The following is a 25,662-nucleotide window of genomic DNA, read 5'->3' as shown; positions in this document are numbered from 1 at the left end:
AGGTACATCATGAGCAATCGTCAATCCTTTAGAAGCCGGTTCGTGCGGGACTTCATGATGAACAAGTACTTATACATCATGATGATTCCCGTTATTGGATATTATTTAATATTTCATTACGGTCCGATGTACGGCGCAATTATTGCCTTTAAAGATTATTCTCCGATGAAGGGTATTATGGGGAGTGATTGGGTTGGGCTGAAGCACTTTGAAGAGTTTTTTAACAGTTACTATTTCTTGCGGGTTCTTAAGAACACCCTGCTCATCAGTTTGTATACGCTGCTCTTTGAATTCCCTGCACCGATCATTCTGGCGCTGCTCATCAATGAAGTACGCAAGCGCACGTTCAAGCGGGTCGTTCAAACGATAACGTATATGCCTTATTTCATCTCTCTTGTTGTCATATGCGGTATTATTACGGATTTCACAAACGCGGATGGATTAATTAATCGTCTCATCATGATGCTCGGATATGACGGTCAGGCGATGCTGCAAAAGCCGGAGCTGTTCCGTCCAATCTATGTCTTGTCTGAAATATGGCAGCGGATCGGTTGGGAATCGATTATCTATATCGCTGCATTAATGAGCATCGATCTGGAGCAGTATGAAGCGGCGAAGATAGACGGTGCGAGCCGTCTTAAGCAAATGTTCCACATAACACTGCCGGGATTACTACCTATTATTACAATCATGTTCATTCTCCGGATGGGGAATATGCTGAATGTCGGGTTTGAGAAAATCATTCTCCTCTACAATCCGGTAACCTATGAAACGGCAGATGTGATCTCTTCCTTCGTGTATCGAAAGGGATTGCTGGAGTTCGGATGGAGTTACAGCTCGGCAGTCGGTCTATTCAATTCGGTCATCAATCTCGCTCTTCTGATTTCGGCGAACTATATCAGCCGCAGAGTGAGTCAAAACAGCTTATGGTGAGGTGGTAACTTTGATTAAGGAAAGCGGTTGGTTTGACCGAATCTTTACGATCTTGAATTATACATTTCTAATCCTGCTTGTTACCGTCACCTTGTATCCACTGCTCTACGTGTTATTCGCGTCCTTGAGTGACTCGGCGCAGCTGTTAGCGAACAAGGGTCTTCTGTGGAAGCCGGTCGGGTTCAGTCTGGAAGCTTACAAGAGCGTGCTTGCCAACCCAGGCATAGCCACAGGTTTCCGCAATACCTTGTTTATTCTCGTGTTTGGCGTCATCGTTAACCTGTTCATGACAGCGCTTGGTGCGTATGTGCTATCACGTAAAAACGTGATGTGGAACAAGGTGTTCATGTTCTTTATCGTGTTCACGATGTTCTTTGGCGGCGGGTTGATTCCGCTGTATCTGGTTGTCAAAGGCGTTGGTCTGTTAGATACGCTGTGGTCGACCATTCTGCCTTTTGCCATCAGCACATTTAACCTGATCATCATGCGAACGTCTTTCATGGGCATTCCGGACAGTCTGGAGGAATCAGCCAAGATTGATGGAGCCAATCACTTTACCATTTTGTTCCGTATTATTATCCCGTTGTCCATGCCCGTCATTGCCGTGATGATTCTGTATTACGCGGTAGATAAGTGGAACGGGTGGTTCTATGCATCGGTGTTTATCAAAAGCCGAGAGCTGTTCCCGCTGCAATTGGTGCTGCGTGAGATACTGATTGCCAATTCCACGGAGAGCATGTCAGCAGGTGCCTCGGCCGGGGATCGCTTTCAGATCGGGGAAACCATCAAGTATGCAACGATTATGGTAGCGACGATACCGATCCTGTGCATCTATCCGTTTTTGCAGCGCTTTTTCGTGAAAGGTGTCATGGTAGGTTCATTGAAAGGTTAAACCGGAGAATTGAAAAAATGGTAAGGAGGTATGACGTTACATGAACGTATTAAATGAAGTGGACAAGGACATGTGGGATCAGATCAAGACCAAAGCCGACCAGATGCTTGCAGCTATAGGTGAAAAGTCTCCACATGTCGCAGGTACGAATGGCATTTATGACGACATGAGGATCGATTGGTGGACCTCGGGATTCTGGCCGGGCATATTATGGATAGTGTACGATATGACGGGTGATGAGAAATATAAAGAGGCTGCATGGAATTGGGATGAACGGCTATCGGAACGGTTTCTCGAAAATAACTACTTCGACCATGATGTGGGCTTTCATTTCCTGCCCACGGCCGTCATCAAATACAAGCTCACCGGAGATGCCGATGCAGCTAGACGTGCCTTATTTGCTGCCAACTTCCTGGCTGGCCGCTTCAATACCAAAGGCAGCTTCATCCGGGCCTGGAATGGAGACATGCTGGGCTGGTCAATCATCGACACGATGATGAATCTGTCCTTACTCTTCTGGGCATCGGAGGAAAGTGGAGATCCCCGTTTCAGCCATATCGCCAAGGCTCATGCGGATATGGTCATGAAGCATTTTGTCAGGGAAGATGGTTCTGTGCATCATATCGTTTCATTTGATCCCGAGACAGGTGGACGGGTAGAAGCGATAGGGGGACAGGGAGCAGGGCCAGATTCAGCTTGGAGTCGTGGAGCGGCGTGGGCTTTATATGGATTAACGAATACGTATCGTTATACAGAAGACCCGGCATATCTGGTTGCTGCACAGCGTGTGGCGAACTTCTTCATTTCCAACTTGCCTGAGGATAGCGTTCCACATTGGGATTTCCGGGCAGAGCCCGAAGAAGGAGAAGAGATTCCACGGGACAGCTCCGCGGGTGCAATTGCTGCTTCCGGATTGCTTGAACTTGCAGATGTACTCACTGATCCTGAAGGCAGGCTTTATGCTTCCGTTGCCAAACGTATCCTGAATTCCCTGCGGGATCATTATGGAACATGGGATCTTCCTGAGCACGAAGGTATGCTTCTGGAGGGAACCGGTCATAAACCGGCAGGTCAGAACGTGAATGTCTCTCTCATTTACGGTGACTATTTCTACGTGGAGGCCAGCGCCAAATTAAACGGATGGAAGCATCGCATTTTCTAAAAATGCTCTAAGAATATTCAAAAAAAACATTCTCATCTATTTAAAAATTAAATGAAATACATTGACGTTTTGATACCGAATGCCCGATAGACGAAATTAGTCTATTCGGGCTATTTGTGCTTGATTTGACGGGGAAAATCGGTGCTTGCTCACCTTTTCGTCAATTGAATTGAACTTTTTATCTATATCCGAATCGTGCTCTTGCCGTTATAATAAATTCCTGATCCAAACATCGATAATCTACGAAGAGTTGGGTGATGAGTTGTTGCTAAATATTCGATATTTGTGGCAAAAACGAGAAAGTATAATCGTGACCTGGCTTGTCTCCTACAGTGCTGTTTTAATAGTGCCCATTCTGATCAGCCTAGTTATTTACATGCAAGCCAATGAGACACTCAAGAGTGAAATACATCGGGCAAACGATTCCTTATTGAAGCAAATGCGTTATACGATCGATACACAAGTTGATCTCATGAAGCGGTTAAATATGGAGATGACGTGGAGTCCGAACCTGCAAACGCTGATGTATTCCAATCAGCCGGCCAAGGAGGCGCCGTATACGGCGTACCAACTGGTAAAGGAACTTCGTCTCTACAAAACATCCTACGCATCCATCGATGAATTTTACGTCGTGTGGAAAAAAGACCAATCCATTCTCCGTTCAGGTAATATTCGGGATATGCGGACGGCATTTCATACCCTACATAACACAGGTGCAATGTCTTTTGAAGCGTGGCGGGATCAGATCCTGGGTGCAGAAACGAATCAATTCGTCATTCTGCCGCATCAGAATGCAGGTCCGGCGGAGTCTGCCATTGCTTACATTACACGTCTGCCTGATGATTTGAATGGTCAGGAGACGGGTACAGTTGTGGTCATGGCCGATACGCGAAGATTCCAGGAAGCGATTGAGAGCATTTCGGGTTTTAGTGATGCAACACTGCTTATCCTGAACCAGAATAACGAGATTCTGATGAGCAATCGCCCGGGATCGGAGGAATTGAAGCCATTCATGAATGGCAACCAGGTTCAGTTGGATAACGCCAAGGTAGGTAAGTCGGAGATGTTCTACATGGACTCGGCGGTATCCGATCTGAAGTACGCATTAATTATTCCCAGCAGCCTGTATTGGGAAAAGGCAGTGTATGTCCGCAATTTTACGTATATTAGTATCTTGGTAAGTCTCATTAGTGCGGGTGTACTGACCTGGTTCTTCATGCGCCGGAATTACTCTCCAATCCAGCAGCTCGTGGAATCACTACAAGACAAGACTACGCAGAACGAACCTGCTGATCGGAACGAACTGAGGTTTATTCAAAAGGTCATTATGAACACACGATCAGAAAAGAATGAGATTGCCCAGCAGCTGCAGAAACATCAACAGGTGCTGCGCTCCAATATGATTAACCGGCTTCTGAAAGGAAAACAGGACACACTCGTTCCCTACGAAGATGCATTCCGTTCTTTCCATATGCCGCTGTATTCAAGTGAGTTTGCCGTAATCCTATTTGTCATCGAAAATGAAGAGAATCTCTATGGAAAGCTGCCGGGCATTGATATTAATGAACGAAACAAGTTAATCCATCTCATTATTTCCAACGTTGTTGAAGAACTGACTTCAGAACGTCAGCACGCGGGATATGTAGCGGAAGTCGATGATATGATGGTCTGCCTTGTAAATATGAAAGCGGATTCTTCTGACTGGAATCAGGATCTTCATCACATTGCGGCAGAAGCACAACGCTTTCTGGAACGTTATGATATGGAACTGACGATTTCCATCAGCGGCCGCCATACGTCGTGGATTGGTATCGCCGAGGCATATCAGGAAGCAGTGGACGCGATGGAATATAAAATGGTGCTTGGCAAGAAAGGCATCATTACCTATGGGGATGTGCGGAGCGACGCAGTGGCGGATGATCCGTTTGGCTACTACTATCCGCTTCAGGTGGAACAGCAGCTTCTTAATTTTATCAAAGCTGGAGATACCGACCAAGCCAGCGCTTATATGAATGAGATTACAGCGCGGAATTTTGATAAACCGATCATGTCGCTCACACTCGCTCGTTGCCTGATTTTCAACCTGGTAGGTACGATGATAAAGGCCATCAATGATCTGGGGGACAAGGATAACATCACATTAACCCAATATCCGTACCGGATTGATGACATTATTGCCGGGGATACCATCCAGGAGATGCAGGAGGCTTTGCAGACCTTGCTAGAGGAGGTATGTGCCTATGCCGCTGATAAGCGCGCAACGAATGTATCACAAGAACGTGAGGATTCCCTGCGTCATCTCAGTACCCAGGTTACACAGTATATTGAGAGTAACTATACGGACGTGAATTTGAACGTCAACGCCATTGGTGAGCATTTTGAACTGAAGGGCAGTTACTTGTCCAAACTCTTCAAGAATCAGACCGGTGAGGGTCTGCTGGACTGTATTCATAAGTGCCGTATTCGTCAGGCTAAAGAAATGATTGAGCATAAACAGGTATCCATCAACGAAATATCCCGATTGGTCGGGTATAATGATGCAGCCACTTTCATCCGGGTATTCAAGAAATACGAAGGCATTACGCCTGGTAAATATAAAGAAATCAGTTGATTTGAAAGGAGACCGGAATATGAATGTAAAGTGGAAGTTGGCATTCATAGCAAAGGTGGCAGGACTACTCCTGCTGCTCGGCATGCTGACTGCTTGCGATCAGAACGGGACAAATTCGGATGCCGCGATGGATGACCAACCCGATGCTTCAGCATCTCGAACTATTTCTACTACAGCTTTCAACACCGATGGGAGATTAACCTACTGGGCAGAACTGAATGGCAATGCAGCAAGCATCAAATCCAGCTTCAATGATGTTCCTTTTTTTCAGGAATGGCAGCGAAGAACCGGGGTCAACCTTCAATTCATCCGGCCTCCCGCCAATCAGGCCAAAGAAGCGATTAATGTGCTGCTTACGTCCGGAGAGCTGCCGGATATGATCGAATATGAGTGGAGTAATTATCCTGGTGGACCAGAGAAAGCGATCAAAGACGGATACATTCTGCGATTAAACGATATTATTGATCAACATGCACCTCATCTGAAGCAATACCTGAGCGAGCATCCGGACATTGATATGCAGATTCGCACAGCCAGTGGAAGTTATTACGCATTTCCCTTTATTCAGGGACAAGACAAGCTGCGAACCTATCAAGGGCCGATTATCCGAAAGGACTGGCTGGATGAGCTCGGTCTTGATGTACCAGCCACGATCGACGAATGGCATACGATGCTTAGGGCATTCAAGGACAAAAAGGGGGCTGATGCCCCGCTTACTTTCCTCGGTGTTCCGAATCCGTTGTTCGGTATCGAAGGCGGCGGTTTTATTGGCGCTTTTGGCATTAAAAAAGGATTCTTCGTGGAAGATGGCCACATTAAGTTTGGGGCACAGGAACCTGAATATAAGGCGTTTCTAGCCTTGTTTCGTGAATGGTATGCGGAAGGACTCATTGACAAGAATCTGGCTGCCGTCGATTCGGAGACTCAGGATACCAACATGACAACAGGACGCAGCGGCGCGAGCATCTGGAATGCAGGAGCGGGGATCGGTACATGGCTGCCCATTTTGCAGGAGACGGATCCCCATGCACAGCTTGTACCAGCGCCATATCCTGTCATGAACAAAGGAGATCGCCCCAAATTCGGTCAGCTCGCTCCGGCTATCGGTTCCAGTGGAGTCGCCATATCCAGCAACAGCCGTCATGTGGAGGAAGCAGCACGCATGCTGGATTATGGGTATGGGCCTGAGGGGCATTTGCTGTTCAACTTTGGAATAGAAGGTGTTAGCTTTGAGATGAAAGACGGGTATCCGACGTATACGGATACTATTCTGAAAAACCCTGATAAGTGGTCGCCAGCGCAAGCTCTTGCGATGTACACCAGAGCAAGTTATTTTGGTCCATTTGTGCAGGATACGCGATATATGGAACAATATTATATTTTACCGGAACAGAAAGAGGCGGTGCAGCTATGGTCCAACACGGATGCTGTTCTCCATCAGGTGCCAACCCTGCCCAAGACCGAGAAAGAAAGCACGGAGTTGTCCGTAATCATGCAGGAAGTGAACAAGGTGGTGGATGAGATGTCACTTAAAATCATTTTTGGCATGGAGCCGGTGGATTCCTTTGATATGTATGTCGAGCAAATCAAGTCGTTGCAGATTGAACGTGCGATTGAGATTCAACAGCAGGCTTTAGAACGGTATAATCGCGCAGTGTCCTCTAAATAAATCCTTATATTGTATAAAATGGGCATTGGAGTGTCGTTTTTGTTCATGTAATTTCGTTTCCTCGTACTCTACAATCGGTTATGACATGCTGAGAAGGCATGCACATGACTCTTGCTTGAGCAGGATTGGAGGTGACTACAGGTTTTCTTGAAACCGCTCACATACTCTGAAATCCAAAAGGAGGAGAACGAAAGAATGCGGAAAAAATGGCCTTTGTTAGGGTTGGCATTTACGTTGGCTGTTGGGTTGTCTGTACCTGGAACCCATGAGGTTCGAGCATCAGAGAGTGACTCACAGCAGTCTATTGAACGTGCGAGTGAGAACCTGTCTCTAGGGACGGATGGCCGAAGCAGACTCTACCCAAATGATTGGTATCCAGGATTTAAGGATGAACAAGGAAGAGTTCTGCATGACTTTTCGTATGCCGGTTATCGACGTGGGGAAGAAGAACTACCTAAAACGACCAAGAACAAACGTATTGACGTTACCAAATCACCTTATTTTGCCGATCCTTCAGGGAGCCGTGATGCAACCCAGGCGATTCAAAAGGCAATTGATGCTGCGGTTGCGTTGGGTGGGGGTGTCGTGTATCTTCCCAAAGGTACATATCAGGTTAACCCTCAGGCAGGCAAGGATTATTCACTAACCATTCCTGCAAGTCGGGTAGTCCTGAAAGGTGACGGGATGAACAAGACTCATATCTATAATGCACAGCAAAATATGAAAAACAAGGATATTATCCGGATCGGTAACGGGGATTGGAAGAAAACGGGGATCTCTACGAAACTGCGCAAGTCCGTTACCGATCCAACCGTCCTGCTGCCCGTTGATGATACGAGCGGGTTTGCGGTGAATGATTATGTGGTCATTTCATTCGAAACAACGCCTGGGTTCTTACGTGAGTTGGGCATGCAAAACAAATGGTCTTCACGTCTCGGTAAAGTAGAACCGTTATTCTATCGCCAAATCGTGGGGGTAGATCCGGAGAATAACACGATTACGCTAGACATTCCGACGCGTTATCCAATGAAGCTGCGCGATGACATTACCATTAGTCAGACGGCTGATCCGATTGTCGAGGTTGGTTTGGAGGATTTCTCAATCGCAAACAATCAGAATTCGAAACCTGGACTTGGTGAGGATGACTTCAAAGTCGTTGGAACGGCTGGATACGAGGCTGATAATGCTAAAGCGGTCAATGTGATCGCAGTGGCGAACAGCTGGATTCGTAATATTAACACGTATAAGCCAGCTGGCAATGCAGATTATCATCTGTTGTCCAAGGGGATTATTCTGGACCGTACGAAGAACGTCACAGTGGATCATGTAACCATGCAGTACCCGCAGTATCGTGGAGCGAATGGAAACGGTTATTTATATCAATTTATAGGCAATGATAATCTCATCAAGAACAGTAAGGCAATAGGCGCAAGACACAGCTTCACTTATGCCAACTTCTCTGCGAACGGGAATGTGCTGCAAGGGTCGTATTCCGAGAATCCTTCATTAATGACCGACTTCCATATGTATCTGAGCATGGCGAACCTGATCGACAACCTGGTAGTCAACGGAGACGGAATATCCGCCATTACGCGGGATTATGGATCATCCGAAACGAATCGTCATGGAGTCGTTACCACGGAAAGTGTGTTCTGGAATACGACCGGACAGGCGGCACATCGCAGTAAATCCGGCGTTATTGTAGAATCAGAACAATTCGGAAATGGTTATGTCATTGGAACAAAAGGAAAGGACACCGGCGTGAGCGTCAATATTGTTGGTTCCATTCCGGATGCGAATACGCAGCCATTTGATATGGCGGAAGGTATTGGAGAAGGCGATCGTTTATCTCCGCAAAGTTTATATCAGGATCAGAGCAAGAAGCGAATCAAAGATATTCAACTGGGGCTTCAATCCCTATTGGTGAATGGCGAAGCTATAGCAGGGATGCAGTTCTTAAGAACGGATTACGTTCACACTTTACCTTATGGCACAACGGAAACGCCCATCATTTCTGCGAAACCATTTACGAAGGAAGCGAAGGTTAAAATTAAACAGCCTCAAGGGACCAATGGAACTGGAGAGATCACTGTATCGTATCGGGGTCATACCCAGAACGTGCGAGTGAATTTTAAGGTAGCGGATACACCGGTACTTCCAGAGAATATCTCCATAAGTCCGAATAAAGTGCTTCCGGGATGGAGAGTTGCAGGTAATGCGATCAGTGCAGGCACGAGCGGGGAATTATCCTCATTTCTAACTTTAGATAATGGTGAGATCGTGAACATTGAGGAATTGAACGTTCCTGTCACGTATACGTCGAGTGATGAGACGATCGGATATACGGACGGAACTACCTTCCATGCGGTAAAAGCGGGAATTGTCGACGTCATTGTGAGCTGCGTCTTTAATGGAGTAACGGTCGAGGCACGGGAGAAATTTGAAGTCAAAGAGCCTATAGCCGAACCGGAAGGACCGTTCGTCAACGTAACCAAGGTTACGGCAAGTGCAGATGACGGCAATCTGCCGATCCATACGATCGACCGAGATCCAGACTCCAGATGGTCTGCAGATGGTGAGGGACAATACTTGCAGTTGGAGCTTGATGAACAGACTCAAGTAGGGCAGGTAAGCTTTCAATTCTATAATGGTCATACGCGATCCAATTATTTCGATTTGGAAGTTTCAACAGATGGTATTAATTACCAAAAGGTATTAAATAACGTGGCCAGTCAAAAACAGGCTGCCTATGAAACATTTGAATTTGAACCAATTCAGGTAAAATTCATTCGTTATGTCGGGCAAGGAAACGAATCCAATACCTGGAACAGTATTATAGAGTTTTGGGTGCATGCGAAATAAATTGATGTAGCATAAATTAAAAGATTCGGTATCAAATATAATGTGTGCTCATTTTAAAGTTGGAATGGGTGCATATTATATTTGAGATAACTTATTTGTTTGGTAACAGAAACATGCAGGATCACATATTTATCCATACGAAATTAAAAATATCTCGAGGGTTGTAAAAAGAATAAGCCACATTTATCCATGTGAACAGAGTTGCAATTGGAACGAATTGAATCAGTGAGTTGAAAGGGTTCATCATCACAAGGGTTAAAAATCATCATGATCTTTATTAGATTGATTACTGTTTCACAAAACTCGTATTTTGTACATATGTATAAGGAACAACAATGTAGCCAGGGCCGTCAGCTTTCGTGGGATTGCTCTAGGGAATCCGCTCCAATTTGGAAATCATCGTGAAGGCTTCGAGCTTTTCAAACGTTGGATTGAGGACTTACTCAAAACCCACCAACTGAACAAAATCTTGGTTGGCATGGAACCCACCGGTCACTACTGGTTCAGCCTAGCACGCTGGCTCTCCGATCAAGGTTTTGAGGCTGTTCTAGTTAATCCTCATCTTGTCAAAAAGAACAAGGAAAACCGAGATAATACGCCCTCTAAAAGCGATTACAAAGATGCGCTTGTTATTGCGGACATGATTAAAAATGGGTACTACTCCCCTGTTCGTTTTCATTCCGAGACTTACGAAGAACTACGTATTCTCATGGCTAATCGAGAAACAGTTACCAAGCGCCTCAACAGTGCCGTCAATCAGATTCATCGCTGGGTAGACATTGTCTTTCCTGAGTTGCGGCAGGTCTTTAAGATCCTTACCTGCACCAGTGCAATTGCCACGCTCAGACTCTTCCCGTTACCGAGTGAGATCAGTCAATTAACTACGAATCAAGTTATTTTGGGCTGGAAGCAATATGTGAAGCGCCATGCTGGAGTAAAGCGCGCTGAGCTGCTTATTTCCCTTGCAAAATCCAGTGTGGGCACGACTCAAGCACTCCGTTCTTACAAGCTTCATCTGGGTCAACTGCTTCAAGAATATGACTTGGCTCAGCGTCAACTTGAGCAGATTGAGCATGAGCTCCATACTATTCTCGAACCTATTCCTTACGCACAGAAGCTGCTTGAAATCCGAGGCATCCATGTAACAAATTTAGCGGGTATTCTTGGTGAGGCTGGGGATCTAAGTGGTTATTCACACGGCAATTCGCTGTTACGTCACGCCGGCTTGAATCTAGCCGAAGCTAGTTCCGGGAAATGGCGAGGAAAGATGGTACTGAGCAAACGGGGGCGCCCCCGTTTGCGCCATTTTCTGTATCTCATGACGATGAGCATGGTGATGACTAACCCGGAAATTCGGGCTTTACACCACTACAACGTCGAGGAAAAGAAATTAAAAAAGATGAAATCCATTATGAAACTGTGCGGTAAATTAGCGCGTATGCTTGTCGGTCTGGCCAAAAACAATGAAGCTTACGATTCGACCAAAGTTTTCCCACAGGCAGCATAGAATCAATCGACCCTCACCAGCTCATGCATTCGTAGGATTTCAAGAAGCACGGAGTATCGGGAGACATTACGCAAAAGGGCTCGGACCCGTTCCGTTAGAAAGACCGACCTCCACCCCTTAGATAGATGTGACGAAGGAATGATAGGGCTTTGACCCGTTGAGACATGGGAGCGAGAATCGCTAAGGTGAAGTGGAGACGTGCAATATATGGAACAATTTAGGTGATGGATGCCTCACCTTTGTTTGCGCATGCCCTTTTCTACTCACCCCAGCCAAAAGCTGCTCCATGACTTCTTCCCGAACACTTACCACAGGGTGAAATCCTGCGAATTCATGAGCCTGAGTGAGGAAACTGAATCATTTTGAGGGAGCTTAATGTAATAGATATAATTTTTAAATCGACATTGATACCATACTCCCAATCTTTTCAGCAATGGAACTGAGTTCTTGCCTTCAGAAAGTGAATTGTGCTTTTATCTTGCCACATAATTTCTGTCATGATAATAATTAGATAACACTTTAATCAGAAATGACACAATGTTCTTGTCCCGCGACATGTTACCAGCGCCCATCTGATGTCGTGGCTACTACTGCCTTTGCCATTCGGGACTTGAACCCTAGAGATAGCGCCCATGTTGGGCACATAACAAAAAGCTCAACCAGTAAAAGCTGGCTGAGCTCATAAAATGACTGCCCCCGTATGACACCCATAACGTGACGCATATTTCGATCGATTCAATGCCTTCTTCCACTTCTTCAGCGATGTGACTACGAAGTATTTCATTGATGGAACAACCTCGCTGTCGGCGCTTACGCTAACCAAAGAACTTTTTCACCAAGCGATCCAGCAGTCCATAGAAACAACTGGATAGACTCTTCCAGCCTAATGTGAGAACGAACTTCAGAAGATGGCCTTGTAAGCAACAATCTTCTGGAACTTAGCCATTAACTTGAAAACGTCCGCCAAGAAATTCATGGCTATATATATCGGAGATTTTTTCCAGCACACGCTGCGCATTTTCTGTAAATTTCAAGTCCGCAACCCGATCTTTGAACAGAAACACGCCGGTCTCATTGCTGTTTTTGCCCAGAGCTCCCTCATATAATAGGTTGGCTCCATGAGTAGGCGGAGAGGAAAATAATTTCATAAACAGTTCAAACCCCGCGGTCAGTCCGGAATCTTTTCCTTTTCTTAGCGTGTTGTTAATGCCCGGGTCAACGCTGCGGATCTTGATGCCTTCCTTGACAAGCTGCGGTGCGACGGCTTGGGTCCACAACGAAAGAGCCAGCTTTGAAGTCGCATATGGTCCATACATTTTGCGGAAGGTTTTGGGGTGCTCCAATTTTTCGATCGTAAACTCCTTCGTAAATCTAAACACCTGCGATGAAGTGTTAATCACCGTTTTTAAGCTGCCGTTCTTCAACAGCTCCTTCAATTCCATCAGAATAATATAAGGAACGACCGTCAACAATTCATAATGCAATTCGCGGCCTTGTTTCGAATAGCGCAGCTCACTTAAGCCTCCTCCGGCGTTGTTAAACAAAATATCGATCCGCTGTTCCTTGCTTTTGATTTCTTCCAAAGAGTGTTTCAAGCTGCCATAATCGGTGAGATCCTTCACTTTATAGGCTCGGATCCGTCCGTCCTTGAGATGATTTTGGAGAAATCTATCGTCCGCTGGAAAATCCGACCGGTTCAAAGCAACCACCTGCCAGTTCTCCGACAGCATTTTCCGGGTCAATGCCAACCCGATCCCATTACTTGCGCCTGTAATCAGTGCAATATGTTCTCGTTGGTTCTTACTCAATGTATGTCCTCCTTCATTCTGAATTTCATCGGTTATATGTGCTTATCAGTCGGAGTCGGGCAGAAGGATCAGTTTGCCGTGAGCGCCCCCGCTCTGGCTGATTTCGACAGCTGAACGCCATTCTTCGAATTCGAAAGTCTTCGCGACCGGAATAGTGAACTTGCCGTCCGCTGCGTATTGGGCAAAATCGCCGACAACGTCATAACGTGCGGTATGTAGTTCTCCATAGCTGGTGCGAACGCCAAGTTCAGCGGCTGCGGCGAAATCGCTGACGGTTAGGACATGCTGGGGATGCCCATTGACAATTTGGACCAGATCTTTCAATGAACCGCTGATTGGCGCGGTATCCAGGACGAGATCAACCGGCTGCTTTGCCAGTTCGGTCACTCGTTCGACCATTCCATCACCGTACGAGGTCACCAACGCCCCCATTGAGCGGAGCTTGTCGGCGTAGGTGGGACCAGCGGTTGCGATTACGCGGGCACCGCGCATGAGGGCAATTTGAACGGCGGCGAACCCTACCGTGGTGCCGGCTCCGTGCACGAGTACGGTCTGACCCGATTTCACCCCAAGAGTATCAATGCCTCGATAAGCGGTTTCGACTGCCATTGGCAACGCTGCAGCTTGAACAAAGTCGAGTCCGGCCGACATGCGGAACCAGTAGTACATAATCGCTTGATCCGACGCACCGGCGCTCGATTCATTCATGAAGTCTGCGGCACCCAGAACGGAATCGCCGATGGCAACATCGGTTACGCCCTCTCCGATTGCGTCTACAATACCTGCCACGTCCAGCCCGATTCCGCGAGGCAAGGGCAGTTGGCCGGCAAAGTGGCCTTGGCACGTCACCCAGTCAACCGGATTTAAGCCGCAAGCGCGTACTCTCACGCGAATGCGTCCCGGCCCTGGCTCTGGGATCGCAACCTCATCCAAGCACAAGACATCAGTTGGTTCTCCGTATTCGTGGAACCGGATTGTCCGCATGGTATTCTCCATTGTGATGTTCCCTCCATTTTGCTCTGATAAAGTCGTGTTCTCTGTGATTTCGAACGATCTTCCAAGGAAAACAACGAAACCCTAAACTATAAAGTTCACTAGAAGGCAGGGTGTCTTGAGGGGAAAGCTACATGAAAATTCATGACTCTCCTACCCGCGCTATAAAAGTAATGTGTGCGAACTGAGGGCGCTCAGATCTGGGAACCGCCTCCGTCGACAGGGAACTCAGCCCCGGTGGTATAGGTGGCCTCAAATGCCAGGAATGCTACGGCTTTGGCGACCTCGACTGGATCGCCGAAACGCAGCATCGGGATCTGCTGTCTTATCTGCGCCCCGGTCTGTTCTGCAGCTTCCTTCGGCATCGACCTCTCCAAGATGTCGGTGTCAATGGGGCCGGGGCTGACCGCGTTGACGCGAATCTTCCGCGGTAACAGCTCGCGGGCCAGACTGCGAGTCATGGAGCGCAGCGCTGCTTTACTGGCTGCGTACGCACTGATCATCGGGATACCCAATACGTTCGTGATAGAGGTGGTGAGCACCACGCCACTTCCTGCGCTTAGCAATGGGGCGAGTTTCTGCACGGTGAAGTACGGACCTTTGGCGTTGATTGTAAGTAGCTCGTCGTACACGTCTTCGGACATTGACTCGAAGGGGACATAGCGCGTGATACCGGCGTTAACGAACAGTGCGTCGATCATGCCGAACTCGGCCTTGACCCGGTCGACCAACTCCTCGATATCCGTCAACGACGCGGCGTCGCTCAGCAATGTGACAGCGTTGTTGCCGAGTTGTTCACGAGCCGCATCCAGCGTCGCCTGAGTACGTCCAGTAATCAGAACGTGTGCGCCTTCATCCACTAGCAACTTCGCCGTCGCAAGGCCGATTCCGCTGCTACCTCCCGTGATCACGACCTTTTTGTCAGAGAATTTGCCCTTACTGAATAGTTCCATTTAAATCGTCCTCCCTTTGTATAATCCGTAATCGGATGATTAGGTACAGGAGCGATTATACAGTAATAAATTTAATAAGTAAACCAATTTAGTTAAATTAGTTCATTTAATTAATTTAATACATAAAGGACAGCAAATTTGTTATAATATGCTTTATAGGCATCAAAGGGAGGTACTTATCCGTGAGAAAAGCTGTGAGTGTAGATACATATGTGGAAAAAATAAAACCCATTATAAGAAAAACAAAATTCAGCCAACTGAAAGTCGACGATCTCGCTAAATATATGGATATCAGCAAAGTGACACTCTATAAGCATTTTTCCTCCAAAGACGACATCATCGAACAAGTCGTTGATTATTACATTGATTATTCGAAGAGAGCTGACACCGTTGTCAAAGACGATTCCGTCTCTTTTTTGGATCGTTTTCAATTAACATTTCTACAATCTTTGATGTGTGCCGCGTATATCTCTGATTTGTTCTTGCAAGATCTTAAGGAATTCTATCCACACCATTTTGAGAATCTGTCCGTTGCCCTACAAAATCGGAATAAAAGCTTACAAACTTTTTTTGAGTCTGGTATGAATCAACAGATTTTCAACAGATTGAATGCCGTGTTGTTTATGGTTCAAGATGACGCTGTGCTGCGACGCTTTATCGAGCCGTCATTTTCGATTCAGTATGATATCACTTTGAAACAAGCGATTATGGATTTCTACTACATGAAGCAGTATCAATTGCTAAAACCTGAATATCTGAAGATCATAGACAATTCCAATATTGAAATGAAGATCGTTAATATTTTGCAAGCCATTTCATAAGTGAAGCGTCCATATCCGATTCCGTTGTGGACTTCATTGCTAAACAAGTAGACGTCTTCCCATAAGAGTTGAGTGTTACGCTGAACGTGAACAGACGAAGAATGAGCACCTTGATGAATGTAACCTCCAATGATAAATGTGGTCGGACGCTAAAACTGAAAACAACGAAATTGATAGTGCACTTCTAGTGATTCGTTTGGACTCAATTCAATATTCAACCAATTGAATTGGCCCTCTCAAACAAATTTTTTTTACTGCCGACCAGCTGGATTGCTCAATATCGAGTGCATGACGAAGGTGAGCCCATGTGACCCGCTCGATAAGGGCGACTCGTTCTGGCTTTTCGTCCGTTGTTTCCTTGACCTCTTGTCCAACGATTCCGCCAAGTGGATGTTCTGCGCCAAAGAGGGTGAGCAGGCTGAGGAAGTAGAGTCGGTCATCCAGTCCGGCCCGCGGAAGGTTAGCTGATATTTGCGCAGGATGTCGTCCTGTTGTCTGTAGAAAATAAAGTATTAGATTGGATGTCTTGATTCCACGCGGCTTTTAGAATTGCCATACGGCAGCCATCATAAAATAAGTATTGGACTGACCCTTGAAATCGAGAAAGCGACAACCATGGACGAGAAAATAAAGTCCTAGACTGTCGCTTTTTCATTGAACTAACGTTACCCGTTAGCGGAATCGCGCAAACCATATTACTCACCAACGTTCGGCATTCTCTGTAATCTTTTCAATGACGGTTGGAACGTCTTCGTTACGGCATATTACGAAAATGATCAGCTTCAGTTGCTGCCTGCGCTGCCATTTCTTGCTTTATAGCCTCCGACTGTTGGCGGGCAAGTACTTCCCCTAATGTTGCAGCACTACGGAAAATCTCCTTGCTTCTTTGGTTTTCGGCAACACGTCCATTGGTTGTGATTCAACTAACCTCCCCGTTAGTTGAACAAAAGCAGCCGATCGAATGAAGTGACCCCTTAAAGTTAGACAAATATTTTTATGCAACATGTTGGGCATGAGCTCGGTATTGTACCGGGTTCATGCCTTTTAATTTTGACTTGATGCGTTTGTGATTGTAGTAATCCATGTAGCTCTTCACCATTGGATTCAAAACTTTTTTATGGTGTTCTGCTGATCATTGTCCTAATATTTTTATTGAGCTTTTATTACCTTACGTACATTGCATCACACAAATTACACGTTCAAAACATAAATTCGCAAGATCATCTTCATGGATCCAGAAATAAATTCTACCAACATCTCCCCACATCATCCCCGTCTTTTCTTCTTCCGAATCAATTTGGAGAAGTAATCGCCACTTTAGTGCAGATTGAATAACTTGATCTTGAATCTCTAGGTTATTGTTTTCAATCCACTTATGCGGTCCATAAGTTAGCTCACAACTAACTTGCATATCTCCCTGAATTTGATCCGGATGGCCCATAAGTCGGTTAATATACCCTTTTGTACTCCAATTCGGTAAAAATAATCTCCAATACTTCACAAAATCCTCGATGTTCTCATTCCAGCCGAGCCCCAAACTCTCTAGATAAGCTGACTCAGAGGCTGGCACTGAAAATTTGGATTCAAATACAATCTCGTTGGGCTTTAATTTTTCTAAGTCAGTTAAACGTTCGGGTGTGTTTCTTCGTACTAATTTTTGAAGAAGGTCAGAGTCGAAGTAGAACACTCGGCATGTGGAGGGATCATGATGAAATTCCATATCTTCATACATAGGTTTTACAGCATAAAAAAATGATATTAGACCACTCGTAGGAAGAGACATGTGTTGTGGGCAATCTGACAAATTAATTTGCGAGATAAAGGTCATATCATATTCTTTCCATTTTGGCCATGCTAGGTCTTCTGGAAGATCTGGATTACCCCCTACCTTACTTCCTCCCAAAGAAATATCGGAATCGGAAATAGGCTTCAGGAATAATTGAGCCGTAGGGAAAATCCAGTTAGCAATAGCATTGCTGTATTCTTTTAGACCCACTTGTTCGAGCTGTTGTATTACGTTTTCTTTGTTCATTATAAGCCCCCAAAAAGGTACTTTCTTCTGTGCATGGATAAATCATCGATGCACAGAACATTTCCGGCTAAACGTTTTGCGTTTATCATATAGACTCAACAGCTTCCGGCAATATTCTCTCGTATTCTTTATGTAACACGTAACGATGGACACCTCTTGAAGAATCAACTGCTTCCCTAGCATGCTGGATGGCCTTTTCGTGGTGACCTGCTTTGATTTCTATTTCCGCGAGTAACGCAGATCTCATCCAACGCTTTTTGATTGACTTAAGACGTTCTCTTGCCTCAGTACTTTTCTCATCCTCCGATAATAAAATGGTTTCGTAATATGCACGGTAATCCGAAAAGCGGATATGCGGCACAGCTTCCCGAACATCATTCATATCCTTGCGGTGAACCCCATAAGCTGCCTTGTACACTGCTTGTGCCTTTTCCCTCTTATGTTTGTTCATAATCTGCTCCATAACCATTCTTGATTCATCCTCGAATCTATTCGCAAGTACATAATTAATATAAAGTTCAGGCGTATTTTTCTGAATAAGTAAAAAGGACTCCACACGATCCATACGCTTTTCAAAGGCCAACGGATAAAAGTAGTGGATGATAAACGCAATAAGGGCTGCACCCATACCAACCCCTATGGTCAGGATTTTCGAATACCCATTTAAACTCATAAATAAGACAAGCAAGAACACGGCGACATAAAAAGCAACTTTCCATCGAAACTTCATTATTACTCTCCTTTGAACATAGTAATGAACAAGCAAGTCTTTATTATACCAAAATAAATTCTCTTTTTTGTAAAATGTTAGGAGTGGCGGTGTTTGCTATTACCCAGTCGTGTCAGGAGATGATTCTTCTCGTCTTAAGGTACAGACTAGTAAAGAATTACCTCTACATAAAGAATGATTACAATGTGAGGAGGAAGCTTGTTCACATCTACAAAACTTATGAATTAGGCATTCCACAGGGTTGACTCTAAAAAGAACTCCGATATCCCTAAATGTAGTGGGTATGCGGAGTTATTTATTAATCTATTCGATCGTCTCCTGCGTCGTGCTCGCCATGACTGTCAAAGGCTCTGGGTGATTACCGTCCGTGAATCATTGCATACGTGTAAGGGGTCACATCCGTCTCCTCTATGTACGCTCAAACTTAAAATATAGTAATATACCCATATCATGATAGATCTAAGGGATGGACATTATACGAAAAGATAAATCTTTGAATGTATTAATTTTTGTTTGTGTTGTCCTAATCATGGGATGTTGTAGTTTCGTATCTGTTTCACGCGAAAATACTCAAGCGATCAACAAGGCTATAGAAGCAGGAGAAACACACTTTAAAGAAAAATACAATCTCAACGTTGAATTTACACGCCACAAGTTAAATCCTCCCGATCTCGGGACGGACGTTGGGCTATATGGACATTTTACAGAAGATAAAGATACAGAAGTGTTCCTCCTCATTAACTATGAGACACTTTAAGTCGTCACTGTAGGCGTTCCTGAAGAGATAATTCAAAAATAGGAATCTAACGCCTTAATGATACTATTTCCCACCTATGATGTGCTTTTCATCAGCCTCATGCATGAAGAGTTGGCGCAATGGACTAGCGATTTGTATTGGTAAAATTTACTCATTAAACTGTGTTCTCATCTTTGTTAAAGTGGATAAGCATTATGAAGACAAAGACGGGAGTTTTAATTGACATGAACATTCGCACCAAATCCATCATCGGCCTGCTTTGCGTGACGACATTAGCAGGCGCGTATTTCGGTTATACCGAGCATCAGGATAATCGACAATGGAAGCAGCAACAACAACGGAATACGCAATACTGGTCGCATATGCAAGCGATCTACCTGCGCGATTTCGACTATGCGCTTGCGGAGGCTCTTGCGGCATCTACGATTGCAGATCGGCAAGCAGCACTTCAATCTGCAATTGAACATGCCAATTTTATCTTGGAATATGTAAGGATCGGATCCGTTACAATGAACTTTCCATCTTGGTCCTCGTATGAGTCATTTATCACGGACGGCCGCCGCTACTTGGCCTATCCCGCCAGCGAGAAGGGAATGTCGCTCAACCCGGATCAATTAGAACAAATTCAGCGCTTGAGAACGTTCGCGAGGACCGCCCTACCGTATCTCGAGCAGATGAGAAAGAAAGCTGTTGATTCCTCTTTATCAGATATACAACAGATTTCGACCGAAATGGAAGAGGCCTTGTCTCAACTCGACTCGGTCTTTACGTCCGGCAATAAAGCCTTTAACGAGTTCCTGTACAACCAGAATCCTTATATACCTCTGAAGCCAGGAACCGTGTTCGCCGGGGAAACCACCTACAAGGCTACGGAGCTTGCGGCCAAAGCGAAAATTTTCATGGGCGAGGCTTGGAATAAAGGAGTAGGTAAGCAAATCGTCCACATGTCCTCCGGCGGGATCGGCCCCGAGTTCGGAGAAGTCATGGATTTCAATTTATCGGACACCGATGGGAAACCAACCAGCTCCTATATTGCAACACTGAGTAAAAGCGGACACGTGCTCCAAGTGAGACGCAAAGGCTCGATCTCCGAAAAAGGAGATGTAGAGCAATCTATGGACTTAAAGCAGGTTGTCGCGGTTACGGACACCTGGATGGCTCGCTGGTCTGACGAACGTCTGACATTAGTAGCGAAAGAGATAAAAGAAACCTCCATTTATCTCACGTATATTCCGGTCCGGGAGCAAGTTTCCATTCCACAGATGAAAGTCGTATGGCAATTTGATCGCCGTACCGGTGCGTTAAAGAGCTTTGATGCGTCTAAGTATTTTACCCATTACAATAAAACCTTCCCCATTCACCCGAAGCTTACAGCGGAGCAAGCCTCAGCGAAGCTTGGTCCAAAGGTTAACGTTTCGGGTAAGCCAAAGCTGGAGCTCCGCAACGACAAGCTCGTATATGCATTTCCCGTCACTGGGATCGAAGGCGTTACTCATGTATACATCAACGCCGGCACAGGCGCTGGCGAAGGCATTAATTACAACTTATAACCACAATTGAAAAGGCAGCCCCACGAATACCTTTGCTGCGGGCTGCTTTAATTTTTTGTCAATCTTGGCTCACCTTCTTTGTTACATACTTATGTCACCGAAAGCCCAACATAAAAAATGAGAATCGTTTACCTTCTTAGAGTATTGAACTATCGTTTCCTGTTAGTTTAACGAGTTTTAATAATTTCTTGCCAGTTAGGAGGCAAGTCATAATCCCTAATGTGCTTATACTCAAAAACCACTACCAATCCGGAGTTATCTATACTAAACCTCATCGAGTCGAGTCCAACATCCAAATGAGGTCCTACGTACGGGATTGTTTTAACCTGAACATCAATATGCGAAGAATGATATCTAACGTCTACATCAGTTCCATCCAAAAAAGGCGCAAACGTAGGTGATACAGTTAATTTACTTGTATAGTATTGGTTAATCTGTTCCTGTATTTTTGGAGCTAACAAAGTAAGTACAAGCCGTTTCAATGGTTCATCGTTTGGCTTTGCACAAACGGGCTGTATTGTTACAAAGAAAATGATGACTATTAGCAGTGATCCGATACATATTTTCATTTCTAAAACCCTCATCCTCAGCATTTTTAAGGGTAGCTTTCACTAAATGAGGAGAATTTATTATGTTATCCTGCCCGTTAGCATAATAAAACAGACAAATGTTCTAATCGACAATGGTACCCTATTTTCAATCTTTTCAGCAATGACACTCAGTTCTTGCCTACATCCCAAGAACCTGTTTCCTAATATAAAAATCTTTAAATAAGGAAATTGTTTATTTATCTCGCCACATCAGTTCTGTCATAATAATATTAGATAACTATCTAATCCGAAATGACACAATGTTCTTGTCCTTTTCGGCAAAGGAACAAGTTCTTGTCCTCAGCTTGGGACAAGAACTTGGTTCCTTAAAACAAAAAAGCCGCTATAATAGCGACTTTGAATGGAACAATGTTCTTGTCCCGCGACATCTCATCATATCACAGATTAACGGGTATTAAAAAAACTTAGTTTTTTGACATAAGCCTTAATTGATTTTTGAAGTGTTTTATTTTTGACATCTTTGTCATCTCTGATTATCTCACGAACAGCGGGCTCAAAATGATATTAACTGTTATTTGCTTCATACATATTCTTCAGCACATTACGCATTTCGGGCTTGATTGAGATATCCGGGCGTCTCTCCATGGCCAGTTTTTCAGCTTCTTCAACCGTAGTAGCTTCACCCAAATTCATTAAAAGAGCTGTAGCTACTGTTCCAGTACGGTTCCGGCCACCAGCACAGTGAAAGGATACTTTTTTGCCCTCTTGGACAGCTTCAGTCACGGCTTGAATGGCGGACTTGATAGATTCTTCCTGATCATTCCGATTTTCAACAATTGGATAGTGATGTCGGTTTGCTGAAACAGGAAGCCCCTCTTGCGCATTACCATCATCTCGGAGATCAAATACATCCGTTATACCTTGCTCCTTAATTGCACTTAGAGCAGCATCTGCTCCTCCGATATATACTTTGCCTTTAACCAGTTCATGATAGTTTTTTTTCATGTTAATAATGTCAGAACCCCCATTAATTAAATGTTTACATAGATCATATCATCAACTCTTCGTCTATCGGATATTCCCATAGTCCCAGTTTTCCCTTCACTGGAATATAGGGCTTCAGCAGACGGAAACCCGCTATTTCCCACGCAAAATAACCTGGACTGTAATCGCCTAACAGGAAGTCCTCACCCGACACAACCTTCCCGCAATCCAGAATGGCTGACGTATGATTAGCGTCGATGACTTGATAACAATTTGAAAGCTCGCAAGTTGCAAGGATAACCCCCGTAGGGAGGTTTTGTTCCGTATAGCCATTCTTGGTGAGTAAAGAACGTATGGGGTCATATTTGCAGGCCTGCTTATCGACTTTCTGGCTTGCATGAATGGCCAACGGACCGCGATACCGGGTCTTCCAGGATCTTGTTTCATAGAGAGTCTCGCCTTGGACAAGCAGAGTCGCCCATGGTTGAATCATAGATAATACTTTCATTCCTCTAAGCTCCATTTCTGTTCATAATGAATTACTATTCCCCAAACATTCTCGAGACTTTCCATACCCGCATGATGCGACTCTAGTGTAATTCTTGCTTTGACCACCGAATTCCATCCTCACAGGCCACCCTGTTCTTCAGAGCACAACGGATCAACCAAGGGTTGTTAACCAGTTGCTCAATCAGCAGATAATAGTCAGATGCCATGAGTTGGATCGCCTCGTACCATCTCCTTGTCTCTACCGCCTTATACCCATGTGTAAGACTGCCATCCCGAAGCTTATTACCGTACTTACCAAGGTTTTAATTTTATAATTTAGATATACATCTATTCGGTAATAGGAACATGTTCTTGTCAATTCCGGCAATCGGTACAAGTTCTTGTCCTTGGCTCGGGACACGAACTTGTACCGATAAAATAAAAAAAGCCGCTTAAATAGCGACTTCAATGGGAATATGTTCTTGTCCCTCGACATCCGGCATCCCCGTCGAGGAATAAAATTAGCGAGGGACGCTATTCTGCCCGTTAGTTAAACAAAGGCAGCCGATCGCGTTGGTCGGCTGCTCCTTGGTTTATAAAGCTATCGTTTCCCGTTAGCTTAACCATAATTCTGACAAACGGTTTATATTTTATTCAAAAATATCTGTTACTGCACCCCTCGATGCAGAGGAAACTAGTCTTGCATATTTGGCTAGTACGCCCGAACTTACTTTGAGTGGAGGTTGTACCCATGCTAGCGCCCGAGCTGCCAACTCCTCTTCTGTCACTTGAAACATAATCTCCTGTTTCTCGCTGTCAATGGTGATTATGTCCCCATTCCTCAGCACTGAGATCGGTCCACCTACCTGTGCTTCGGGTGAAACATGGCCAACTACGAATCCATGCGAACCACCTGAGAACCTACCATCCGTTATAAGGGCAACTTCCCCGCCAAGACCCTTACCTACAATTAACGCTGTAACGGATAGCATCTCCGGCATACCCGGTCCGCCCTTTGGGCCGCAATAGCGTATGACCAATACATCTCCTTGTTGAATTTCATTTTTCATAATAGCTTTTGTCGCGTCCTCTTCGCTGTCATACACCTTTGCCGGACCGGAAAACTGCTGCTTCTTCATACCTGACATTTTGGCAACGGCGCCTTCAGGAGCGAGGTTACCTCTAAGCACAACCAATGGTCCATTCGGCTTTAGTGGCTTACCCAATGGGCGAATAATCTCTTGGCCATTTTGAAGCGGAGTTGCTTTGGCTAGGTTCTCTGCCAAGGTTTTTCCGGTGACTGTAAGACAATCACCATGAAGAAGTCCCTCAGCGAGCAATAACTTCATAACCCCCGGAATGCCGCCAATTTCATTCAAATCCTGCATGACATATTGGCCGCTTGGCTTAAGATCTGCCAAATGGGGAACACGCAAGCGGATTCGCTCAAAATCGTCTAATGTTAAATCAACTTCTACCGAATGCGCAATGGCCAGCAAATGAAGAAACGCGTTTGTTGAACCACCCAAAGCCATTACAACCGTAATCGCATTCTCAAAAGCCTTCTTCGTCATAATGTCTCTTGGGTAGATTTCCTGTTCAAGTAGTGAAATGACCTGTTTACCTGCTGCTGCACATTCAGCTGCTTTATCAGTTGAAATGGCTGGCGTAGAAGAGGAACCGGGTAAGCACATGCCCATTGCTTCTGCCGCTGCGGCCATAGTATTGGCGGTATACATACCACCACAAGACCCCGGACCCGGGCAGACGCTGCATTCTACTTTATGAAGTTGTTCATCCGTCATTTTTCCATCATGATATTGGCCGACTGCTTCGAAAGCCGAAACGATATCAACATTTTTGCCGTCGAGATTGCCAGGTTGAATCGTTCCGCCATATACGTAAACGGAAGGAATATTCAACCGTCCGATAGCCATCAAACATGCAGGGGTATTCTTATCACACCCACCTATCGCTACAATACCATCAAAACGCTCGGCCCCAGCTACAATTTCAATAGAATCAGCAATGGCTTCCCTGCTTGGCAGCGAGAACAACATGCCTCCATGACCCATCGAAATGCCGTCTGAAACTGTAATCGTATTAAAAATTAGTGGAGCGCCGCCATGGTTACGTACCCCTTGCTTGGCTTGAATAGCTAGTTCATTTATGTGCATATTGCACGGGGTTACCTCACTCCAAGTACTTGCTACGCCAATCATTGGCTTTTTGAAATCATCATCAGTAAAACCAACTGCACGCAGCATCGCCCTGTTCGGTACCCGGTTTGCGCCTTCACTGATTACCTTGCTTCGAATACGGAGATCTTTTCCATTCGCCATTTTCCCTTGCCCCTCT

18 protein-coding genes and 2 pseudogenes are annotated in these 25,662 nt (G+C 45.2%); 10 read left to right on the top strand and 10 right to left on the bottom strand.

The genetic code is table 11. The annotated features are described in order from the left end of the window. Positions 1-9: 9 nt before the first annotated feature. The 7 genes and pseudogenes from QP794_RS07650 to QP794_RS07620 all read left to right on the top strand — a co-directional run. A complete protein-coding gene (locus tag QP794_RS07650) occupies positions 10-933 on the top strand; it encodes an ABC transporter permease (protein ID WP_285075670.1) in 924 nt (307 codons plus the stop codon). A gap of 10 nt (positions 934-943) precedes the next feature. Beyond that, complete coding sequence (locus QP794_RS07645) at positions 944-1,825, top strand: carbohydrate ABC transporter permease (protein ID WP_285075669.1); 882 nt, start codon at positions 944-946, stop codon at positions 1,823-1,825. Positions 1,826-1,895: 70 nt separating this feature from the next. Next, on the top strand, positions 1,896-2,987 hold the full coding sequence (locus QP794_RS07640; protein ID WP_483311885.1) for a glycoside hydrolase family 88 protein: 1,092 nt from the start codon (positions 1,896-1,898) through the stop codon (positions 2,985-2,987). Between the two features lie 283 nt (positions 2,988-3,270). After that, a complete protein-coding gene (locus QP794_RS07635; RefSeq protein ID WP_285075667.1) occupies positions 3,271-5,598 on the top strand; it encodes a helix-turn-helix domain-containing protein in 2,328 nt (775 codons plus the stop codon). A 19-nt stretch (positions 5,599-5,617) separates the two neighbouring features. After that, positions 5,618-7,267, top strand: a complete 1,650-nt coding sequence (locus QP794_RS07630) for an extracellular solute-binding protein (protein ID WP_285075666.1) — start codon at positions 5,618-5,620, stop codon at positions 7,265-7,267. 195 nt (positions 7,268-7,462) lie between these two features. Continuing rightward, entirely contained in the window at positions 7,463-10,129 is a 2,667-nt protein-coding gene (locus QP794_RS07625) for a discoidin domain-containing protein (protein WP_285075665.1), read from the top strand. Positions 10,130-10,463: 334 nt separating this feature from the next. Then, positions 10,464-11,636: pseudogene (locus QP794_RS07620) on the top strand (IS110 family RNA-guided transposase); the annotation flags it as partial. 938 nt (positions 11,637-12,574) lie between these two features. Here QP794_RS07620 and QP794_RS07615 read toward each other — a convergent pair. The 3 genes from QP794_RS07615 to QP794_RS07605 form a co-directional block, all read right to left on the bottom strand. Then, entirely contained in the window at positions 12,575-13,444 is an 870-nt protein-coding gene (locus QP794_RS07615; protein ID WP_285075664.1) for an SDR family NAD(P)-dependent oxidoreductase, read from the bottom strand. A gap of 45 nt (positions 13,445-13,489) precedes the next feature. Next, positions 13,490-14,440 carry an NADP-dependent oxidoreductase gene (locus QP794_RS07610; protein WP_285075663.1) on the bottom strand — a complete coding sequence of 317 codons (951 nt, stop codon included), beginning with the start codon at positions 14,438-14,440 and terminating at the stop codon, positions 13,490-13,492. 191 nt (positions 14,441-14,631) lie between these two features. Then, positions 14,632-15,390: an SDR family oxidoreductase gene (locus QP794_RS07605; RefSeq protein ID WP_285075662.1), complete on the bottom strand. Its 759-nt coding sequence runs from the start codon at positions 15,388-15,390 to the stop codon at positions 14,632-14,634. Positions 15,391-15,572: 182 nt separating this feature from the next. Here QP794_RS07605 and QP794_RS07600 point away from each other — a divergent pair, with 182 nt between their 5' ends. Further along, positions 15,573-16,211 (top strand): TetR/AcrR family transcriptional regulator, encoded by a 639-nt coding sequence (locus QP794_RS07600; RefSeq protein ID WP_285075661.1) that lies wholly within the window; start codon positions 15,573-15,575, stop codon positions 16,209-16,211. A gap of 994 nt (positions 16,212-17,205) precedes the next feature. Here QP794_RS07600 and QP794_RS07590 read toward each other — a convergent pair. The 3 genes and pseudogenes from QP794_RS07590 to QP794_RS07580 form a co-directional block, all read right to left on the bottom strand. Then, positions 17,206-17,343 (bottom strand): annotated as a pseudogene (locus QP794_RS07590) (IS3 family transposase); the annotation flags it as partial. Between the two features lie 36 nt (positions 17,344-17,379). Further along, a complete protein-coding gene (locus QP794_RS07585) occupies positions 17,380-18,243 on the bottom strand; it encodes a YwqG family protein (RefSeq protein ID WP_285075659.1) in 864 nt (287 codons plus the stop codon). 85 nt (positions 18,244-18,328) lie between these two features. Further along, a complete protein-coding gene (locus QP794_RS07580) occupies positions 18,329-18,973 on the bottom strand; it encodes a hypothetical protein (protein WP_285075658.1) in 645 nt (214 codons plus the stop codon). A gap of 493 nt (positions 18,974-19,466) precedes the next feature. Here QP794_RS07580 and QP794_RS07575 point away from each other — a divergent pair, with 493 nt between their 5' ends. Continuing rightward, positions 19,467-19,730, top strand: coding sequence for a hypothetical protein (locus tag QP794_RS07575; RefSeq protein ID WP_285075657.1), 264 nt, complete (start codon positions 19,467-19,469; stop codon positions 19,728-19,730). 194 nt (positions 19,731-19,924) lie between these two features. After that, a complete protein-coding gene (locus tag QP794_RS07570; protein ID WP_285075656.1) occupies positions 19,925-21,280 on the top strand; it encodes a PepSY domain-containing protein in 1,356 nt (451 codons plus the stop codon). Positions 21,281-21,447: 167 nt separating this feature from the next. Here QP794_RS07570 and QP794_RS07565 read toward each other — a convergent pair whose 3' ends face one another. The 4 genes from QP794_RS07565 to ilvD all read right to left on the bottom strand — a co-directional run bounded on the left by QP794_RS07565 (position 21,448) and on the right by ilvD (position 25,646). Next, the gene (locus tag QP794_RS07565) at positions 21,448-21,849 is read right to left on the bottom strand and encodes a DUF3888 domain-containing protein (protein WP_024634414.1); all 402 of its coding nucleotides are present in this window, start codon (positions 21,847-21,849) and stop codon (positions 21,448-21,450) included. 546 nt (positions 21,850-22,395) lie between these two features. After that, on the bottom strand, positions 22,396-22,836 hold the full coding sequence (locus QP794_RS07560) for a protein-tyrosine phosphatase family protein (RefSeq protein WP_285075655.1): 441 nt from the start codon (positions 22,834-22,836) through the stop codon (positions 22,396-22,398). Between the two features lie 43 nt (positions 22,837-22,879). Continuing rightward, the gene (locus QP794_RS07555; RefSeq protein ID WP_285075654.1) at positions 22,880-23,323 is read right to left on the bottom strand and encodes an ASCH domain-containing protein; all 444 of its coding nucleotides are present in this window, start codon (positions 23,321-23,323) and stop codon (positions 22,880-22,882) included. Between the two features lie 631 nt (positions 23,324-23,954). After that, positions 23,955-25,646 (bottom strand): dihydroxy-acid dehydratase, encoded by a 1,692-nt coding sequence (ilvD, locus tag QP794_RS07550; RefSeq protein WP_285075653.1) that lies wholly within the window; start codon positions 25,644-25,646, stop codon positions 23,955-23,957. Positions 25,647-25,662: the final 16 nt, after the last annotated feature.

This window comes from Paenibacillus sp. UMB7766-LJ446, from assembly GCF_030226665.1.
In the GTDB taxonomy this organism is placed as follows: domain Bacteria; phylum Bacillota; class Bacilli; order Paenibacillales; family Paenibacillaceae; genus Paenibacillus; species Paenibacillus vandeheii.
This window is presented reverse-complemented; position numbering and strand designations above follow the sequence as displayed.

Excerpts from the sequence above, each read along its gene's own strand:
- QP794_RS07650 (WP_285075670.1), top strand. The coding sequence starts at position 10 with ATGAGCAATCGTCAATCCTTTAGAAGCCGGTTCGTGCGGGACTTCATG.
- QP794_RS07630 (WP_285075666.1), top strand. The coding sequence starts at position 5,618 with ATGAATGTAAAGTGGAAGTTGGCATTCATAGCAAAGGTGGCAGGACTA.
- ilvD (WP_285075653.1), bottom strand. The coding sequence starts at position 25,646 with ATGGCGAATGGAAAAGATCTCCGTATTCGAAGCAAGGTAATCAGTGAA.
- QP794_RS07555 (WP_285075654.1), bottom strand. The coding sequence starts at position 23,323 with ATGAAAGTATTATCTATGATTCAACCATGGGCGACTCTGCTTGTCCAA.
- QP794_RS07570 (WP_285075656.1), top strand. The coding sequence starts at position 19,925 with ATGAAGACAAAGACGGGAGTTTTAATTGACATGAACATTCGCACCAAA.
- QP794_RS07625 (WP_285075665.1), top strand. The coding sequence starts at position 7,463 with ATGCGGAAAAAATGGCCTTTGTTAGGGTTGGCATTTACGTTGGCTGTT.
- QP794_RS07565 (WP_024634414.1), bottom strand. The coding sequence starts at position 21,849 with ATGAAAATATGTATCGGATCACTGCTAATAGTCATCATTTTCTTTGTA.
- QP794_RS07580 (WP_285075658.1), bottom strand. The coding sequence starts at position 18,973 with ATGAAGTTTCGATGGAAAGTTGCTTTTTATGTCGCCGTGTTCTTGCTT.
- QP794_RS07640 (WP_483311885.1), top strand. The coding sequence starts at position 1,896 with ATGTGGGATCAGATCAAGACCAAAGCCGACCAGATGCTTGCAGCTATA.
- QP794_RS07585 (WP_285075659.1), bottom strand. The coding sequence starts at position 18,243 with ATGAACAAAGAAAACGTAATACAACAGCTCGAACAAGTGGGTCTAAAA.
- QP794_RS07560 (WP_285075655.1), bottom strand. The coding sequence starts at position 22,836 with ATGAAAAAAAACTATCATGAACTGGTTAAAGGCAAAGTATATATCGGA.
- QP794_RS07610 (WP_285075663.1), bottom strand. The coding sequence starts at position 14,440 with ATGGAGAATACCATGCGGACAATCCGGTTCCACGAATACGGAGAACCA.
- QP794_RS07605 (WP_285075662.1), bottom strand. The coding sequence starts at position 15,390 with ATGGAACTATTCAGTAAGGGCAAATTCTCTGACAAAAAGGTCGTGATC.